The organism is Streptococcus suis (genome assembly GCF_019794615.1).
Classification (GTDB): Bacteria; Bacillota; Bacilli; order Lactobacillales; family Streptococcaceae; genus Streptococcus; species Streptococcus suis_AI.
This window is the reverse complement of sequence record NZ_JAIMDU010000021.1, coordinates 1-19,158: the sequence shown is the minus strand read 5'-3', so window position 1 is coordinate 19,158 and position 19,158 is coordinate 1. Positions and strand designations below refer to the sequence as shown.

The 19,158-nt window shown below is 39.1% G+C and carries 16 protein-coding genes and 1 riboswitch; of the genes, 4 read left to right on the top strand and 12 right to left on the bottom strand.

Annotated elements, in window-relative coordinates:
• Positions 1-154 precede the first annotated feature (154 nt).
• From K6V43_RS07045 to K6V43_RS07035, 3 genes are all read right to left on the bottom strand, one after another.
• Complete coding sequence (locus tag K6V43_RS07045) at positions 155-2,839, bottom strand: cation-translocating P-type ATPase (RefSeq protein WP_222382425.1); 2,685 nt, start codon at positions 2,837-2,839, stop codon at positions 155-157.
• 231 nt (positions 2,840-3,070) lie between these two features.
• Complete coding sequence (locus K6V43_RS07040) at positions 3,071-3,457, bottom strand: YwiB family protein (protein ID WP_222382424.1); 387 nt, start codon at positions 3,455-3,457, stop codon at positions 3,071-3,073.
• A gap of 9 nt (positions 3,458-3,466) precedes the next feature.
• Complete coding sequence (locus tag K6V43_RS07035) at positions 3,467-4,357, bottom strand: sulfite exporter TauE/SafE family protein (RefSeq protein WP_222382423.1); 891 nt, start codon at positions 4,355-4,357, stop codon at positions 3,467-3,469.
• Positions 4,358-4,456: 99 nt separating this feature from the next.
• Here K6V43_RS07035 and K6V43_RS07030 point away from each other — a divergent pair, with 99 nt between their 5' ends.
• Positions 4,457-5,767, top strand: coding sequence for an HD domain-containing protein (locus K6V43_RS07030; protein WP_222382422.1), 1,311 nt, complete (start codon positions 4,457-4,459; stop codon positions 5,765-5,767).
• Positions 5,764-6,573, top strand: a complete 810-nt coding sequence (gene yidA / locus K6V43_RS07025) for a sugar-phosphatase (protein ID WP_222382421.1) — start codon at positions 5,764-5,766, stop codon at positions 6,571-6,573. Before K6V43_RS07030 ends, yidA begins: the two co-directional genes overlap by 4 nt.
• 81 nt (positions 6,574-6,654) lie before the next feature.
• On the opposite strand, the gene tpiA is transcribed toward yidA, so the two are convergent.
• From tpiA to K6V43_RS06980, 9 genes are all read right to left on the bottom strand, one after another.
• Positions 6,655-7,407 carry a triose-phosphate isomerase gene (gene tpiA / locus K6V43_RS07020; RefSeq protein WP_024404456.1) on the bottom strand — a complete coding sequence of 251 codons (753 nt, stop codon included), beginning with the start codon at positions 7,405-7,407 and terminating at the stop codon, positions 6,655-6,657.
• Positions 7,408-7,582: 175 nt separating this feature from the next.
• Positions 7,583-8,779, bottom strand: a complete 1,197-nt coding sequence (gene tuf, locus K6V43_RS07015; protein WP_004298711.1) for an elongation factor Tu — start codon at positions 8,777-8,779, stop codon at positions 7,583-7,585.
• A 122-nt stretch (positions 8,780-8,901) separates the two neighbouring features.
• Positions 8,902-10,650 carry a glycoside hydrolase family 13 protein gene (locus tag K6V43_RS07010; RefSeq protein ID WP_222382438.1) on the bottom strand — a complete coding sequence of 583 codons (1,749 nt, stop codon included), beginning with the start codon at positions 10,648-10,650 and terminating at the stop codon, positions 8,902-8,904.
• A gap of 112 nt (positions 10,651-10,762) precedes the next feature.
• A complete protein-coding gene (locus K6V43_RS07005) occupies positions 10,763-11,740 on the bottom strand; it encodes an anti sigma factor C-terminal domain-containing protein (protein WP_172089417.1) in 978 nt (325 codons plus the stop codon).
• Positions 11,727-12,230 (bottom strand): RNA polymerase sigma factor, encoded by a 504-nt coding sequence (locus K6V43_RS07000; RefSeq protein ID WP_172055393.1) that lies wholly within the window; start codon positions 12,228-12,230, stop codon positions 11,727-11,729. The genes K6V43_RS07005 and K6V43_RS07000 overlap by 14 nt, the downstream gene beginning before the upstream one ends.
• Positions 12,231-12,352: 122 nt before the next feature.
• On the bottom strand, positions 12,353-15,049 hold the full coding sequence (gene ppc / locus K6V43_RS06995; RefSeq protein ID WP_024396769.1) for a phosphoenolpyruvate carboxylase: 2,697 nt from the start codon (positions 15,047-15,049) through the stop codon (positions 12,353-12,355).
• A 25-nt stretch (positions 15,050-15,074) separates the two neighbouring features.
• Positions 15,075-16,289: a cell division peptidoglycan polymerase FtsW gene (gene ftsW, locus K6V43_RS06990; protein ID WP_172025573.1), complete on the bottom strand. Its 1,215-nt coding sequence runs from the start codon at positions 16,287-16,289 to the stop codon at positions 15,075-15,077.
• A 138-nt stretch (positions 16,290-16,427) separates the two neighbouring features.
• A complete protein-coding gene (locus tag K6V43_RS06985) occupies positions 16,428-16,793 on the bottom strand; it encodes a DUF4430 domain-containing protein (protein WP_024391219.1) in 366 nt (121 codons plus the stop codon).
• Positions 16,790-17,281, bottom strand: a complete 492-nt coding sequence (locus K6V43_RS06980) for a hypothetical protein (RefSeq protein WP_337250533.1) — start codon at positions 17,279-17,281, stop codon at positions 16,790-16,792. The genes K6V43_RS06985 and K6V43_RS06980 overlap by 4 nt, the downstream gene beginning before the upstream one ends.
• Before the next feature lie 138 nt (positions 17,282-17,419).
• Between K6V43_RS06980 and K6V43_RS06975 the strand changes: the two genes are divergently transcribed.
• Both K6V43_RS06975 and thiT read left to right on the top strand, forming a co-directional pair.
• Positions 17,420-18,265, top strand: a complete 846-nt coding sequence (locus tag K6V43_RS06975) for a glycoside hydrolase family 25 protein (RefSeq protein ID WP_222382420.1) — start codon at positions 17,420-17,422, stop codon at positions 18,263-18,265.
• 23 nt (positions 18,266-18,288) lie between these two features.
• Positions 18,289-18,384: riboswitch (TPP riboswitch) on the top strand.
• A gap of 58 nt (positions 18,385-18,442) precedes the next feature.
• The gene (thiT, locus tag K6V43_RS06970) at positions 18,443-18,991 is read left to right on the top strand and encodes an energy-coupled thiamine transporter ThiT (RefSeq protein WP_222382419.1); all 549 of its coding nucleotides are present in this window, start codon (positions 18,443-18,445) and stop codon (positions 18,989-18,991) included.
• Positions 18,992-19,158 lie beyond the last annotated feature (167 nt).

The window sequence follows — 19,158 nt, the reverse complement described above, 5'->3', positions numbered from 1 at the left end:
TCAGTACAGAAAAAAGCTCAGACCACAAAATCTGAGCTTTTTCAAATGATATAGTCTTCAGTTTGCTTTTAGTACAAGGCAACGAGTCGCAGGCTGTACTGAAGTACGGCAAGGCGAGTTAACGAAGTAATAAAAGATAAACTGAATAACTATATTAGATAGCTTTTTCATCCAATCCCATCTTACGTTGAACAAATTTAACAATCTCTACAATAACAATCATAAGGCCTGAACCAATGATTGCTACTAGCCATTGTGTCATACTTAGGTGTGTCACATGGAAGAATGTATTAAATCCTGGAATGACAATCGTTGCCATCAGTAGCAAGAAGGCTGCCACAATAGACCAGTTAAAGAGTCTGTTTTTAAATGGACCAACTGTGAAGATTGATTGATACACCGATTTCACGTTAAATGCATGCACCAATTGAATCAAACCAAGAGTCAAGTAAGACATTGTCAACGCATCTGCATGTATTTCTTCATAAGTGCTATGTTCAGGGAAAAGAAGCGCAAAACCATATACACCTAAAACTAACGCAGTTTGAAGAATACCTTGGTAAATAATTGAACTCATAACACCGCCTGAGAAGAAACTTGAGTTCCGTCCGCGAGGCTTATGTTGCATCACACCAGGTTCAGCTGGTTCAACACCAAGGGCAATAGCAGGAAGAGTATCCGTTACCAAGTTAATCCATAACAGGTGAACTGGATCAAGTACATCCCAACCAAAGAGAGTTGCAAGGAAAATACACAATACTTCTGCAGTATTTGCTGACAAAAGGTACTGAATTGTCTTTTGAATATTTGAGAAGACCTTACGTCCTTCTTCAACCGCTACGATGATAGTAGCAAAGTTGTCATCTGCAAGGACCATATCAGATGCACCTTTAGAAACTTCCGTACCTGTGATACCCATCCCAATACCGATATCAGCAGTCTTAAGAGATGGCGCATCGTTAACACCGTCACCAGTCATGGCAACAACCTTACCATCATTTTGCCAAGCCTTAACAATACGAACCTTGTGTTCTGGGGAAACACGAGCATAAACTGAATATTGTTTGAAAACTTTTTGGAATTCTTCATCAGTCAACTCATTGAGCTCAGCACCTGTGAATACATGGTCTTCAGTGTCATTTGGATCAATAATACCAAGACGTTTCGCAATTGCTTCAGCAGTATCTTGGTGGTCACCAGTAATCATGATTGGACGGATGCCAGCTTCCTTAGCAACACGAACTGCTTCAGCTGCTTCAGGACGCTCAGGGTCAATCATACCAACCAAGCCTGAGAAGATAAGATCATTTTCAACAATGTCTGATTCCATAGTAGGCACAGCATCTACATACTTGTAAGCCATCATCAAGACACGAAGTGCTTGTTTGGCCAATTCCTTGTTAGTAGCAAGAATAACCTTTTTATCTGCATCTGTAATCGGACGGATTGTTCCATTTTCTTCGATTTGCGTTACACGTTTCAACAACTGGTCTGGAGCACCTTTAACAGCTACGAAGTAGTTTCCAGCAGCTTGTTGGTGAACGGTTGACATCAATTTACGTGTTGAGTCAAATGGCAATTCAGCCACACGAGGTTCAGATACCAAGACCTCACGAACGTCAAAGTTTTGGTCCAAACCAAATTGAACAAGTGCTGTTTCAGTTGGATCACCAATCAATTTGCCTGTTGGGTCAACTTTTGTATCGTTGGCAAAGTTCATAACACGAAGCGTTGTATTGCTTGCATCCAAAGCTTCTTTAGCATCAATCAATTGACCGTTTGTATAGACTTTCTCAACAGTCATTTGGTTCATAGTCAATGTACCAGTCTTATCTGATGCAATGATTTCAGTTGAACCAAGAGTCTCAACTGCTGGTAATTTACGAATGATAGAGTTTCGTTTAGCCAATACTTGAGTACCAAGTGAAAGGACAACTGTTACAATGGCAGGCAAACCTTCAGGAATGGCTGCAACCGCAAGGGCAACAGATGTCATAAGGGCTGGCAAGATTCCTTCACCACGAACAAAAACTGAAACAGCCATTGTAATGGCAGCAATTGCGAGAACGGCATAGGTCAATACCTTGGACAATTGGTTCAGATTTTGTTTCAATGGTGTGTCTGTTTCATCAGCGTTAGCCAGCATTCCGGCGATGTGACCAACTTCAGTATACATACCAGTATTGGTTACAACACCCAAACCACGACCATAGGTAACGTTTGAGTTTTGGTAGGCCATATTAACACGGTCACCGATCGGTGCATCTTCTGCTAAAACTGCTGATAAATCTTTATCAACCGGTACAGATTCACCTGTAAGAGCTGCCTCTTCAATTTTGAGGGAGTTAGCTTCCAACAAACGCATATCAGCTGGGACAACATCACCTGCTTCAAGCAAAACGATGTCCCCTGGTACTAAGTCTTTAGAATCCACTTCGACTACATGGTTGTCACGAAGGGCACGCGCCACTGGACTTGACATGTTTTTCAACGCTTCAATAGCCGCCTCTGCTTGACCTTCTTGATAAACACCAAAAGCAGCGTTCAAAATAACTACGGCCAAGATGATGATGGCATCCGTCAAACCGTGAGAACCTTCTGTAATCACCGTCAAGATCGCTGCAGCAATCAAAATAATAATCATCAAGTCTTTGAACTGATCTAAGAATTTAGCTAGAAGGGTACGCTTTTCACCCTCTTCCAATTCGTTACGACCATAGTCTGTTAGACGTTTGCTTGCCTCATCGCTAGACAAACCGTCTAAAGAAGACCCCATGCTTGACAATACTTGCTCTTCGCTCTGTGTATAAAACAAATCGCGTTTTTGTTCTTTTGACAATTTCCTTCTCCTTTTCGGTCCCTTTTTTACTAACAAATAAAAAAGAGACCTGTCTTATTAAAACAAGTCTCGCTATTTAATATATTGCCGGAAACAAGTCGGATTGACGACAATATCACGGATGAATCCGCTAGCTACTCCCTCGATTTGATTTCTATTATACCAAAAATCCTCAGGAATTCAAGAAATATTTTCTTGAAAAAATAGAATCATATGACAATTTGTCCCGACTTATTTCCATGAAATCGCCATATCATAGGAAGCAAACCGCTGTTGATTTTCCAATCCCATTAAATCATATTGCAGATGTAAGTATTGTTCCGAGCGATTCAGCTGATAATTTTTAGTATTGGTTACAAAATGCTGAATCCCCATCGGTGTGGGAATGGTCACAATAGCCTCTTTGTTAGAAATAAATCGCATGATAGACTTGGGAGTTGAAAACCGTGTCATGACAAGTTCCTCGTCATCACATTTGATAACAACTTTTTCTGCCTCGTCATTTACGAAAACTAGATAAAGATGCCCATCTTTTTCCTTAACCTCTACTTGAAATCGCTGATCAATGATTTCAACTTGTCCATCTAAATCAATTTTATTTTGTAATCGAATATGCATGTGTTCCTCCTACTCTTTATTTATTCTTGGAACAAAGGACGAGCGCAATAATGTAAATCCAGTATAGGAAGCAATGAAAACTACCAAAATTTTCAAATGGTTTATATCTAAATTTGACAAGAAAAAGGCTGCTGTCAGAACACCTAATACCCCACCGACGATAATCCCAGGTACACCAGGCCAGTTGACTCGACCAGATTGGATAAACTGCTTGGCACCGGCTGTCATAATCATAGCAGCATTAAGCATCATGACTGGAAGTGCAACAGCAGGACTGATTCCCATCAATGAGAAGAAGATTAATTCCGGTGCATAGTTCCCAAGTCCCATACTCATCAACATCCCTACCACGAAGTCAAAGAGCATTCCAAGTGCTAATTTCCACCCAGTTAAGCCCCTCACTTCGTTTGTAAGGTCCGCACCAGGATTGGTTACCATACGATAGACCATAAAACCTGCCGCAATCAAAAGTAAAATCCCCAAAATCCGTTGCACCTTCTGAGTATTCCAATTCTGAGTAACCTTTGCCCCAACAAACGCCCCAGTAAAAGCTGCCACTGCCATTGCGATAAGCGTCACAATGTCAACCTCGACAATTGTTATAAAAAGTAAGGCTTCTACTAAGACTGGGATGATATGAGCTGTTGTCATCGTGGCTGGAATTCTTCGGTCATCCTCCACCAACTTTGTTAGCTTAAACATGGTTGTGGTCGTCGCAAATGTACCAATCCCCAAGGTGTCTAGCAGATCTGTGACATACCCAATGCCAAAACCTGTCCAAAATTTTTCAGTCAGAGAAATCTTATGTTTTTTTGCATAAGATAAAATGGTATAGAGCATCCAAATTATCAAACCGATAATAAGTATTTGTATGGCCCTTAATATAAATAGATGATTCATTTCTCCATTATACTGAAAAAAGAAGACTTGGTACATAACAATATCCTTGTGTTTTAGAAAAATAAGGAAAATATTAGCTTTTTTTGCTATAATGAAAGTATGATTGAAAAAGTATTTCGTGACCCCGTTCACAACTATGTTCACGTAGAGCAAGAACTTATTTACCATCTGATTAATACAAAAGAATTTCAACGACTACGACGCATCAAGCAGTTAGGAACAACTTCCTATACCTTCCATGGTGGTGAGCATAGTCGCTTTTCGCATTGTCTCGGTGCCTATGAAATTGCCAGAAGAATCACTCAAAAATTTGAAGATAAATACGCAGATACTTGGGATTCAAATGAATCACTTTTGACCATGGTCGCGGCTCTATTACATGACGTCGGTCATGGTGCTTATTCTCATACCTTTGAGCGCCTATTTGATACCGACCATGAGGAAATGACGTGCGCTATCATAACTAGCCCTGAGACTGAAATCAATGCATTACTGAAGCAAGTATCCCCTGATTTTCCAGAAAAAGTAGCCAGTGTGATTAACCATACTTACCCAAATAAACAGGTCGTTCAATTGATTTCTAGCCAAATTGACGTTGACCGCATGGATTATCTGCTACGAGATTCCTATTTTACAGGTGCCAGCTACGGTGAATTTGACCTGACTAGAATATTGCGTGTTATACGTCCTACTGAAAATGGCATTGCCTTTAAAGAATCTGGTATGCATGCGGTTGAGGATTACGTACTCAGTCGATATCAAATGTATATGCAAGTCTATTTCCATCCAGCTAGCCGCTCAATGGAGGTTTTGTTACAAAACTTACTCAATCGGGCAAAACTTCTGTATACTAGTGAGCAAGACTTCTTTGCGCGCACTTCCCCTCGCCTCTTGCCATTCTTTGAACATCATATTCGTCTAACAGACTATCTCGCACTTGATGATGGTGTGATGAACACCTATTTTCAATCTTGGATAGATGGCCCTGACCGGATTTTATCTGATTTAGCACAACGTTATATCAATCGAAAGGTATTTAAATCTATTACATTTAAGAGCAATCAAGAAAATCAGTTGGATATTCTACGAAGTATTGTCGCTGAAGTAGGTTTTGATCCAGAATACTATACCGCAATCCACCATAATTTTGATTTGCCTTATGATATTTACAGACCAAATGCCGAAAAGAAACGAACACAAATTGAAATCTATCGTAAAGACGAAAGTTTGGTAGAGCTTTCTACTCTATCACCAATTGTCCACTCCCTATCTGGAACTATCCATGGCGACAGCCGATTTTATTTCCCGAAAGAAATGTTAGTGGACACAGGTATATTTGCCGAACAAAATGCTACTTTCCTTAGCTATATACATAATGATCATTTTAACATAGGAGACCTTTCTTCATGAGTATTAAACTTGTTGCTATCGATATTGATGGTACCCTTTTAAATAGCCAACACCAAATTACGACCGAAGTGCATGCAGCCATTCAAGAGGCCAAAAAAGCGGGTGTAAAAATTGTTATTGCTACAGGCCGCCCTATTTCTGGAGTCCGTGCCATCTTGGAAGAGCTCAACTTAACAGACGCTGGTGACTATGTCATTACCTTTAATGGGGGACTGGTACAGGATGCCGCGACTGGTGAAGATATTGTAAAAGATACACTGAGCTATGATGACTATTTAGATATTGAATTGGTTGCTCGTAAATTTAACCTTCCCATGCATGCAAGTACGAAAGAGGGAATCTATACGGCCAACCGCAATATCGGAAAATACACTATCTACGAATCAACACTTGTAAGTGCTCCTATTTTCTACCGCACTCCTGAAGAAATGGTTGGTAAAGAGATTATCAAGACAATGATGGTAGACGAACCTGAAATACTTGATGCAGCTATCCCACTACTTCCAACTAGTTTAACAGAGAAGTACAATGTCGCTAAATCAGCACCATTTTACTTAGAAATCACACCAAAAACGGTCAATAAAGGCCAAGCAATCATACATTTAGCAGAAAAACTTGGTCTAACAATGGATCAAACGATGGCTATTGGTGATCAAGAAAATGATCGCCCAATGTTGGAGGTTGTTGGAAATCCAGTAGTCATGGAAAATGGAAATCCTGAACTGAAGAAAATCGCCAAGTATATCACCAAGTCAAACGATGAAGACGGTGTCGCATATGCATTAAAAGAATGGGTTCTAAAATAGTCTTGACTCTCATCTCTTTATCTCATAAATTAGAATTTTAAAAGGACTTAGATTTTGAAATCTAAAGTCCTTTTTCATATATTAGAAGTTCAACAAAGCCAAGAAGCTTTCTGCTTCGAGTGATGCACCACCTACAAGGGCACCGTCAACATCTGGACAAGCCATGTACTCAGCAACATTTTCAGGTTTTACTGAACCGCCGTATTGAACACGTACTTTGTCAGCAACTTCTTGACCAAAGTCAGCTGCAACAACATCGCGAACTGCTTTACACATTGTTTGCGCATCATCTTGAGTAGCTGATTTACCAGTACCGATTGCCCAGATTGGTTCGTAAGCAATTACCAATGAAGCGACTTGCTCAGCTGACAAACCTTTCAAAGCTGCAGAAACTTGAGCTCCTACGAATTCAACTGCTTTACCAGCTTCGTAAGTTTCAAGAGATTCACCACAACAGATGATTGGAGTCAATCCATTACGGAAAATTGCATGGGCTTTCTTGTTAATATCTTCGTCTGTTTCATGGAAGTAATCACGACGTTCAGAGTGACCGATAACAACATAGTTAACGCCCATTTCAGCCAATACTTTTGGAGAAGTTTCACCAGTGAAGGCACCTGCATCTTCAAAGTAGCAGTTTTGAGCAGCAACTTTCAATTCAGAATCTTTAGCGAACCACAAGAGAGCGTTCAAATCCACAGCAGGAGCTGCGATAGCTGCTTCAATTTTATCGCCTGCAGGCAATTTTCCTGCAATCGCCTCAACGAAAGCTTGTGCTTCTTGAGGGTTTTTATTCATTTTCCAGTTACCGGCAATGATTGGTTTACGTGACATTTCACATACCTCTTCTTTTTTATTTTACAAGGTCCATTATAGCATAAACTCAGCGAAGATTAAAGAATTTCTGTGTATTTTATGAATACTTACAGAAAAACTCTCTACCACCTGGTAGAGAGTTACAATTTTTGTTGTCTGACAAATAATTGTTATATCTGGGAACTCAATCGAATTAAGCTTCGATTTCTGTAACCATACCTGAACCAACAGTACGTCCACCTTCACGGATAGAGAAAGTAGTACCTTGTTCAACGGCGATTGGGTGGATCAATTCAACGTCGATAGTAACGTTATCACCAGGCATTACCATTTCAGTACCTTCTGGCAATTTGATTGAACCAGTTACGTCAGTTGTACGGAAGTAGAACTGTGGACGGTAGTTGTCGAAGAATGGAGTGTGACGTCCACCTTCTTCTTTAGTAAGGATGTAAACTTCACCTTTAAATTTAGTGTGTGGGTTGATTGAACCTGGTTTAGAGATAACTTGACCACGTTCGATTTCATCACGTTGTACACCACGAAGAAGCACACCAACGTTATCGCCGGCAAGACCTTCGTCAAGTTGTTTACGGAACATTTCAACACCAGTAACAACTGCTTTAGATTTTTCTTCTTGAAGACCAACGATTTCGATTTCGTCGTTAACACGAACTGTACCACGGTCGATACGTCCTGATGCTACAGTACCACGACCAGTGATTGAGAATACGTCTTCGACTGGAAGCAACAATGGTTTGTCAGTGTCGCGTTCTGGTTCTGGAATGTACTCATCAACAGTGTTCATCAATTCCATAACGATGTCTTCGTACTTAGTGTCACCTTCAAGGGCTTTAAGAGCTGAACCTTGGATAACTGGAAGATCATCACCTGGGAAATCGTATTCTGAAAGAAGGTCACGGATTTCCATTTCAACCAATTCAAGCAATTCTTCATCGTCTACCAAGTCAACTTTGTTCATGAAGACGATAAGGTGTTTAACACCAACCTGACGTGAAAGAAGGATGTGCTCACGAGTTTGTGGCATTGGACCGTCAGTTGAAGCTACTACAAGGATCGCACCGTCCATTTGGGCAGCACCAGTGATCATGTTTTTAACGTAGTCCGCGTGTCCTGGAGCGTCGATGTGAGCATAGTGACGTTTTTCAGTTTCGTACTCAACGTGTGCAGTGTTGATAGTGATACCGCGTTCACGTTCTTCTGGAGCAGCATCGATAGACGCATAGTCTTTAGGTTGGTTAACTGATGAAGGCAAGCGACGTGCCAATACAGTTGTGATAGCTGCAGTCAAAGTAGTTTTACCGTGGTCAACGTGTCCAATTGTACCAATGTTAACGTGGGGTTTACTACGATCGTATTTTTCTTTTGCCATTTTGGTAAAAGCCTCCAATAAAATATATTTTATAGATAGACAGTAGGCAATACGGTCTAACTTTACCTTACTATTCTATCAAATTGTAGCAGAATTGCAAGCATTTTCTATCGTTTTTTAATTTATACCCCTTCTACAAGGGCTACTCCCCCCGCTTGTAACACTTTTTTTAGTCCAGTTCCCTCTATACCATTGGCTAAAATGACTTGCTGAGCTCCTGACAGGGGCACTGACTTTTCCCCTTGATTGAAATAGAGCGTGAGTGACTGATTGCCAACCTTATATGTCATGAGAAGTAACTGTTCTTCCGTAGACTGAAGTGAGAATGTTCCCGTCAAAATAAGATGTTGATAAGACTTCCGTAGGTGAATCAATTCTTTCACAAATGCTTGTAACTCTTTGTCCTGTTCTTCTTCATTCCAAGGCATAACCCTACGACAATCTGGATCTTCTCCACCAATCATTCCAACTTCAGTTCCATAATAGATGCAAGGGCTTCCTACTTGAAAGAACAGAGCAACCAAGGCTGATTTTACTGCATCCGTATTTCCATTAGCTGTCGTCAAAATGCGTTCTGTATCATGTGAATCCAAAAGATTAAATAATACTTCTCTTGACTGTTGACGATAGGTGAACCGCTGACTATTTAAGGAAGCGATGAATTCATCACATGTTTGTTCTCCCTTGAGGAAGAATGTTTTTATTGCGTTGGCAAGCGGATAATTCATTACGGAATGGTGCTCGTCTCCAACCAGCCATGATTGAGCACTATGCCAAATTTCTCCTAGGATGAACAAATCGGGTTTGACAGACAGAACTGTCTTACGGAATTCTTTCCAAAATTGATGATCAATCTCATTAGCTACATCCAAGCGCCAGGCATCGATGTCACATTCCTCAATCCAATACCGGGCAACACCCAAAAGATAATTCCTCACTTCGGGGTTTGATGTATTTAGTTTGGGCATTTTCCCTTGAAAAGCAAAGGTCTCATAATGCAGATTTTCTTTACCATCATGAACTTCAACCAACGGAAACCGTTCAATGTGAAACCAATCTCGATAAACTGATTGCTCTCCATTTTTTAGAACATCCTGCCACTGCTTAGATTGATAACCAATATGATTAAATACAGCATCTAACATGACCTTAATGCCACGCTTATGAGCTTCCTTAATCAGCTCCTTCAAGTCGTCTGTAGTACCAAATTGAGGATCAATTTGATAGTAGTCACTCGTATCGTACTTATGATTGCTCGGCGCTTTAAATATAGGACAAAGATACAAACCTGTGATGCCCAAGTCTTGTAGATAGTCTAAATGTTCAGTAATTCCTGCTAAATCACCACCAAAAAAATCACTTGTTGTTGGAGCCAAGTCTGGATTCCAATCTCTATACTCCTGTTTATCAGTCTTTTTCTTTCCTCTAGCGAACCGTTCAGGAAAAATCTGATACCAAATTGTTTCCGAAACCCAACTTGGTACTTGGCATCGATCAGCTTCATGCAAGTAAGGCAACTTGAAACCGTTCATAAATTGACTAATGTTATTACTTGTAGCATCCAGTGGACCAACATCTCCAAATAGAATCTGTTGGCCATCATACCCCATCAATTCAAACAAGTACTGCAATCTGGCAAAGTCAGCTCCGACTTCCACCTGCCAATAATCAAATAGATGATCACTAGCTACAATTTCCATTTCTGTTTGGTACTGATAGCCTTGTTGGTAAAAAATAAAGGGGTCTCCGTGGTGTACACGTATTGACTGTACATTATTCCTTTTGGTTCTAAAACGAAGATGAACCACATTTTTCTTATATAAATATGCATACTCTGAATCAGGACGATGAAAAAGAGCTGTCAATTCTATCATGATTGCTACCTCCTAGCCTACCCATTTTAACATTCTTCCAATGTCTATGCAAACGTTTTCTCTCTGCGTAAAAATCGCTGAATATCGAAAAAGCTGGCAGTTACCAGCTTTATTCAATATCCAAATGATAATAGGGTTGCATCGGCAAGCTTGCCCCGATGCTAAATGCAAATATCCAGTCCTTGCCTTCTAGTTGTGCAAAATCCTCTGCCCGACCAGTCAAAATAACACCCGCGAACTCTAATTTATCAATCTCTTCCTGCTTGGTGAAGTCTGTATCACCGAATTTGTCAAGAAAGGTTTTGATGTCTGTTGATAAATCGTAGTCCCCCCAAGAATCTTGAAATTCTTTGGAAAGCTCTTTCATCGGTGTGAGGGCATTGTAATTGCGTTCTTCCTCTGGTAATTCGGAATCTTGTTCTGGAGTAAAAGCCTTCAACCCATCTGGTTGCATCCCAAACAATTGATCCAATCGAAAGTCTGTTGTATCCCGTTTTGACTGCGTCCCAATCCATAGCCAATTTTTCTTGAGACCTGTCGGCAACATATTTTTCAACTCTGCGTAAGAATAAGGCTTATCAAAAGTAATCGCCACTTCTACCAATTGATTTGGCATTTCTTTTAGTAGGCTGACTTCATTAGTAGGAGATTGTGACTGTTTATGTCCTTTGACATTAAATAAGGAAGGAATTTTGGTCCATGTTTGGCGGTCGTAGGCTGTATCTCCCTTATAAGAAATACCATCTTGGGCGAAGTCCCAGTATGTCCCCATCCAATCGTAGGGATGGTCGTAGCTTCCAAAAGCAACTGGAATTCCAGCAAGGTCCTTCGAGCGATCTGCGTGAACTATCCCTGTAAAGAGTCCCGTAGCCCGATAATAGTAAGTGTTATACTCAATATTTGGATAGGCAACTTTCGAGATCAACTCATGGTAATTGTAGATTCGTTCTGCATTATTTGCAGTTAATATCTGCAAGGTTTTCAGCGTTGCACCAACAATCAGCAATAGTCCTACAATAGACAGGCCAACCGTCTTAAAGAACTGTTTCCTCTTACTCTTCTTTGTTGCAATTTCAAAAGTCTTCATAATGATACTCCTTTTCGTTTAATAATTTAGCTAACTGTTTCCGTCCTCTGTAAAGATTGACCTTGACCAAACTTTGGCTCATCCCTAAAATCTCTGCAATTTCCTTTACTGACAATTCTTGGAAATAATAGAGGTCCAACACCACCTGGAATTTTGCTGGCAATTCCTCCACAGCTAGATACAGTGGTTCATAAGAATGATCGTCAAATTTGACATAGGCATCCTGTCGGAAGAAATCCTTTTGCAAGATTTCATGATAGCGTTTGTCACGTCTGTACTTGTCAATATATGCACGGACTGCTGAACGATACAGCCAAGCTCGCATCTTTTCAAAAGGAAGGACAATATCTGATTCTAGAATTTTTACAAGCACATCTTGGGCAATATCCTGGCTGTCCGCACGTGTTGCCCCTGATTTTTGCAGATAAAAGGAAATCTCCTCTGCAATGCCGACAACTTCTTTTTCATATTCATCTAGCTTGATGATCATCTCCTCCTTTCACTTATATAACGAATATCATCCGAAATGGTTACACACTTCCATATTTTATTATACATTTTTAGAGCAGTAAAAAACAACCTCCGAAGAAGTTGTTTTTCAATCCGTTAACATTAACCTGAATTACGAAGTCCTGTTGCGACACCGTTAATCGTAATATGGATGAGACTCTCTTGCTCCTTACTAAGCTCTCCACGACGGAGACGGTGAATCAATTCAATCTGAATATAATTCAACACATTGAAGTATGGCATACGATAGTCAAGACTGGCTTTAAGGAAAGGCAACTCTGCCAATAGTTCCTCATTTTGTTCAATAGATAGAATCATATTCTTGGTCAATTGCCATTCATCTAAAATGGTGTGGAAAATACTTCGCACTTCATCGCTTTCACACATTTTGGCATATTCAAAAGCGATATTCATATTAGATTTTGACAGTACCATATCAACATTCGATAAGAGCGAACGGAAGAAAGGCCATGTTTCATACATTTTTTGTAATTTTGCCAAATTATTTGGGTCTTTATCCACAAAGCGTTTGAAACTAGAACCAACACCATACCATCCTGGCAACATTACACGGTTTTGAGACCATGAGAATACCCAAGGAATCGCACGGAGACCACCTATTTCAGTAATTGTCTTACGCGCCGCTGGACGAGAACCAATATTTAAACTAGAGACTTCTCGAATCGGACTGGCCGCAAAGAAATAATCATAAAAATGCGGATTATTGAAAACAAGGTCACGATAGATTGTGTAACTTTCAGAAACAATTTCATCCATTGTTTCACGATAGTTACCAATCTCATTTGGATCAGTAATCATTTGAGTTACCATACGATCCAAGGTTGCTGACACCAACATTTCTAGGTTATAGTAAGCTGCATCCTTATTTCCGTATTTATTACCAATGACTTCCCCTTGTTCAGTCAAACGAATCCGGTCTTTAATGGAACCGAATGGTTGAGAAGTAATCGCATCATATGATGGACCACCACCACGTCCAACTGTACCACCACGTCCATGGAAGAACGTAATCTTGATTCCATTTTCTTGACCAATTTTCGTCAGTTCATTTTGAGCCTTGTATAAGGTCCAACCAGAAGAAAGGTAACCACCATCTTTATTTGAATCAGAATAACCCAACATAATTTCTTGATAGTGTTTATTGCCTGCAATCCAGCGTTTTGCCAAGTCCAATTGCAAGTACTGGCGCATGGTATCTGACGCATTATCTAAGTCTTCAATTGTTTCAAAAAGTGGAACAATCTGAACACGCGCCTTATCTGAATCAACCAATCCAACTTCTTTCAATAAGACAGCTAATTCCAATAAATCAGACACGCTTTCTGAGTGTGAAATAATATGTTGTTTGATAACTTCTTCACCCAGCTTATCCTTTAACTCCCTAGCTGTAGAGAAAATAGCCAATTCCTTCTCTAATTGCTCGGATTTTGGAACATAGGTTGCCGAGAGAATACGTGGATCTGTTTCTAGTTGTTTTAATAGGACATGACATTTTGCCTCTTCAGATAGACTAGAATAATCTTCAACGATACGTGCAGATGCAAGTAATTCAGCAACACAAGCTTCATGGATAGAAGAATCTTGGCGCATATCAATTGTAGCTAAATAGAAACCAAACGCCTCTATCGCCTCCAATAATTCAGCCAAATCACCTTTGATTAATGCAGCAGACTTGTTGTCAATTAATGATTGTTTAATCGCTAGAACATCTGCTTTAAACTCACCAACATTTGCGTAGCGTACATCTGAAGCCTTATTGTAAACTAAGTAATCTTTTGTATTTGCCAGTTTCATCTGAATGTAGTGGAAGGCACGACGATAAGGTTCATTTTCACGATAGACTGAAGCATCCTCAGACAAATCAGCAAGATATTGCACAGCAGGACTAACCTTAGTGATGGTTGTAGAAAGTGAAAAATTACGATACAACTTTTCCAATTGCTGGTCATAGTAATTCATGATCACTTCGCACTGTGTTAAGGCTGATAGTCTCAAGGTTTCAGCCGTAACAAATGGATTTCCATCACGGTCACCACCAATCCACATTCCCATTGTAATGGGGCGAGGATTCATCAACTGAATTCCTTTTTCAGCGGCCAGACGTTTATATTCTCGTTGTAGTTTTGTAACTGCTTTGATGAATGAGGAATTGTAATACTCCATTACATTGGTAATTTCATTGGTTACCTTTAGTTTTTTCTCACGCGTCATTTCTGTCTGCATGATAATTTCAACATAGCAACGCAATTCATCTTCCCATTTTGTACGATTCAATAATCCCATCTTAACATCACGGTAGCGACGCAAGAGTTCATGAATGTGTTTAGTTAAATCCAACATAGACTGACGTTGAACTTGTGTCGGATGGGCAGTTAATACAGGAACAACATTTAGTTTTTCTAAAATCTCCGCAGCATCTTCATGTTGAGATACCATATCAATGGTAGTTGAAATTTTCCCTAAGTAATCTTGTCCAAGATTGTTTTGGTGATTGATTTCAAAAGCTAAATCGACATCTTCTGAAATATTGATTAATAAAGGTAGAACAGCAAAATACCTTGAAATATCTGTCAACTCATCATTTGTCAATTGCCCAATAATCTGAATCAACTTAGAGTAATCATCTTTGACAGATAATTCCTCTAGCTGGCAAATTGCTGCAAATGTATCCTCAGACATCATTTCACGAGCCACATCTTGTAAGATAGTCGTCAAAATCGTCACTTCTTCACGGATAGCTTCTTTATTGTTATAATTTTCTAGCTTTTGGATAGACATCTTTTCACCTCATATTTTTCATAAATTAGACTAAGGTTCTTTCAACTTCTTCTTCAATCAAACGACGTTTTTCTGTCGCATCAATATTTAAAACAAACCCAATTCCGATGGAAATAATCAAGAGACTAGAACCACCCTGCGACAAGAATGGGAAAGTTACACCCGTAGCGGGAATCAATCCAGAAATTCCTCCTATGTTGATAAATGTCTGAATTAAAAGCATTCCTGCCATACCAAGCGCCATCATCGAATTGAATGGACTGCGAGCACGAACACCAACAACAATGATGCGGACAATTAAAAAGAATAGTATAGCCAAAATGAGACTTGCTCCTACAAAACCAAGTTCTTCTATGACAATAGAAAAGGCAAAGTCTGTATGAGCCTCAGGCAGATAGCCTTTTTTCTCAATTGAGTTTCCTAAACCAAGCCCAAGCCAACCACCATTACTCATCGCATAGTATGAATGAGTTAATTGCAAGCCTGAACTGGTCGCATTACCAAAGGGATCGAAAAAAGCTGCAAACCGTCGAGCTATATAACCAAAAAGTGGAATTTTCTCAACAGTTTCTACTCCAAGAATACGAATAGTCCCAAGTACAACTCCGGAAGCAGCAACAATTCCTATCAAAGCGGTAGAGAACCATCGATAAGCGATACCACTTACACTAATCATAACAACAATAATCAGGGTGATAATTGTAGCATTTCCCAAATCCGGCAGAGTAGCAACCAATCCAAGAAGTAGAAGGCTAATAACTCTCCAATCTGTAAACTCTCTTGGAATCCATCTTCCCTTAATCAAAGACAGGTAATCATATGTCCGAATATCAGATTGTTTCTTAGCAAATTCATGTGCCAAATACCAAATGATAATCAACTTCAAATATTCAGCTGGTTGGAGACTACCTATACCAGGAACTGGTATCCAACCATGCGCCCCATTTATGGGAGTAAACAAACGAGAAATAGCAAGTAGAACAATTTCAATAAAGATAACGGAATAGATAACTGCTTTTTTCCGTAAAAAACTAAGTTTCATACGATAAATCGTATAAATCGCAATCAAGCTAACAACCCAAAAGGCCGCTTGGTTAATCACTGTTCTAAATGGATTTCCCCCATTAATAATCTGTGTGGCACTAGTTGTTGAGTAGACCATAACCAACCCTATTATCGATAAAATAAAGTAGGGAATGAGTATGGAATAATTCAGCAAGTGCCGCTTATCAATTTTCATTTATATTCCAACCTTTTCTGGAGTATGCTTATTATTATAGCATACTTTGTATAAAAATACTTATCACTTTCTATAAGATAAACAGTAAACATTCGGAACTAGACTATTGAATAATAAAATGGCCGAAGCCATCATGAATTATTCAAACGTTTCAAGATAGAACTCAATCTCATCTCCGTCAGACACCTTTAGGTCATTTGCACCTTTTTCGGCTAACTTTCCGTTGACCTGATACATCCAATAGGTATTGGTACTAGTATCTTGACTAATACCATCAATTTTGGTGATTAAACCATTGTCTTCTTCAATGTCATGGTGAGCTTTTAAAACATCCATCACACTATCACCTTGATTTGCCGTAACTTCTTGACGATTCACCTGATCATTATTTGTAATTTGTAATGTGATATCAATTGTAGACCCGGATGTCTGGGACGATGTATTTGCACAAGCCCCCAACAAAAAGGTCAAGAAAAGAGTGAGTAAGATACTAATTTTTTTCATTTATAAAATCTCCTAAAAATATGATAGATGATGGGATAAAATAATACGGCAGAGATCATGTGTAGACAATCAAAAACTATTCCATTTAACCAATAGATTATCGGATGAATTCCGAATTGAATTGCAGTGAGCAGACTAATGGACATGCCATAAACAAAAACAAAGCAACCAGCTAATAGGCTCTGCAGCCATACCGGAATTCTCTCTTTTAAGATTTGAGGGCGAATCAAAATCCACCAAATCAACTGAACGAGACCAAAACTGAGAACCTGCCATAGAACAACGACACCGAAACCAAACAATAAACCACTACCAATCATTGTCAGCCCCATCAAAATCCATCCTTCAAATAAGGTAAAATGGGAAAGACTCACTAAAAAAATAGCTGTTATGGGTTTTATGTTGGGAAATGCTCCAAATACTATTCTCAAAACAATTGCTACCGCTGATAAAACGACCAATCGGGTTAGTTTTTTTGTTGAGTACACCTCTTCCACCTATCTCATTTTGTTCTAAATATTAGCCTATCGTTTTCCTGTCTATAAGTCAAGAAAATCCTTTAAATACAATCAATCTTCAAACTAATTTTTTTGATTTTTCCAATGATTTACGGTAAAATTGATGTGATGAGAAAGAAATTAAATCCAATTGTTGTCATTGTTTTTTTCCTATCCTTTTTTACCATTATTTTCATTACAGGTTTGTATGGTAATAAATCGGCTACAAGTGAAGAAACAAAGGTTGCTCAATCAGGCACAAGCACAACATCTAATAAAACAAATCCTAGTTCAAGTTACTATATTACCAATGCTCTTGAGATGAAACCTATTATCGACGTCTCAGCATGGCAGCGTCCATCTGAGATTGATTATGATACACTTAGTCAAAATATTTCGGGAGCAATCGTTCGAATTCAAAGTGGCTCACACACTAAAAACGAAAATACAGCGACTGATAAAAATGGGTTAGATAAAGCATTTGATACCCACATTAAAGAATTTCAGGCTAGAAATATCCCTGTTGCTGTTTACGCCTACGTTACTGGGAATAGTATCAATAGTATGAAAGAAGAAGCTCGTAGTTTTTACGAAGCTGCACATAAATATAATCCAACCTTTTATTGGTTAGATGTTGAGGAATATACTATGGATGATATGAATGGTGGTGTCGAGGCTTTCAGACAAGAATTAGAGTCTCTCGGTGCTAAAAACATTGGTATTTATGTCGGCACCTATTTTATGGAAGATCACAGTATCAATGTTGATAAATTTGATGCTGTATGGATTCCCACTTATGGCGATGATTCTGGTTACTACAATGCTGCACCAAATACAGACTTGGACTACGACCTTCACCAATATACATCCCGTGGTTTTGTAAATGGATTTGATCACCACTTAGATTTAAATCTCATCACTACATTAAAAGATCCTAATGAAGTTTATCAGAAACTATTTACAACACCAGAATAAAATGGTACAATTTCACTAATTACATATACACAAAGGAGTGCTTCGGCTGAGATCGCAACTGCGAAATCCTCGAACCTGATCTAGTTAACACTAGCGTAGGAATTGTGTGATTTATAGAATGATACTATACTCTGCTATAAACACTCCTTTGTTGACCATCTACAAAGGAGTCTTTTTATGTCCAAATCCAAATTACATGTTCTCACTGAGATAGCTATCTTTTCTGCCATTGCTCTTGTCTTTGATAAACTCCCACTTTTTACTATGCCACAAGGTGGATCAGTATCCTTAGTCATGCTTCCGATTCTACTTCTTTCTCTCCGCCACGGTTGGTTAGTAGGCATCTTATCTGGCTTAATAGTCGGAACAATACAACTATTTTATGGCGGTTACTTTTTAAACCTTTTTCAAGTTTTTCTTGATTATGTACTATCTTACGCAGGAATTGGTTTTGCAGGAATTGCCGCTACATTTCTACATAAACAAAGCAAATTGTCTCAAGCCAGTCTATTCATCAGCCTAGCTAGCCTACTCGGAGGAAGCATTCGATTATTAGCTACCTATTTGTCTGGAATTATTTTCTATGCTGACTACGCTCCTGCTGACAAACCCGTTTGGATTTATTCCTTTATCTACAATATCAGCTATATACTTCCTTCAACAGCAATTGCTTGCATTTTACTGATTCTCCTCTATAAAGCAAGACCAAATTTCTTTCGTGGTTAATAGATAATGCCTGTTAGATTCCTCTATCAGGCATTATTTTTAATGATTTTCGCTGGTTTTATGCTATAATCCCATCTTTGACAGTTTGAAATGACAAAAACCTCCCTAACCCTATGTATATCAAGGGTTTAGAGAGGTTTTCTTTTTATATCAAAAATGCGTACTTT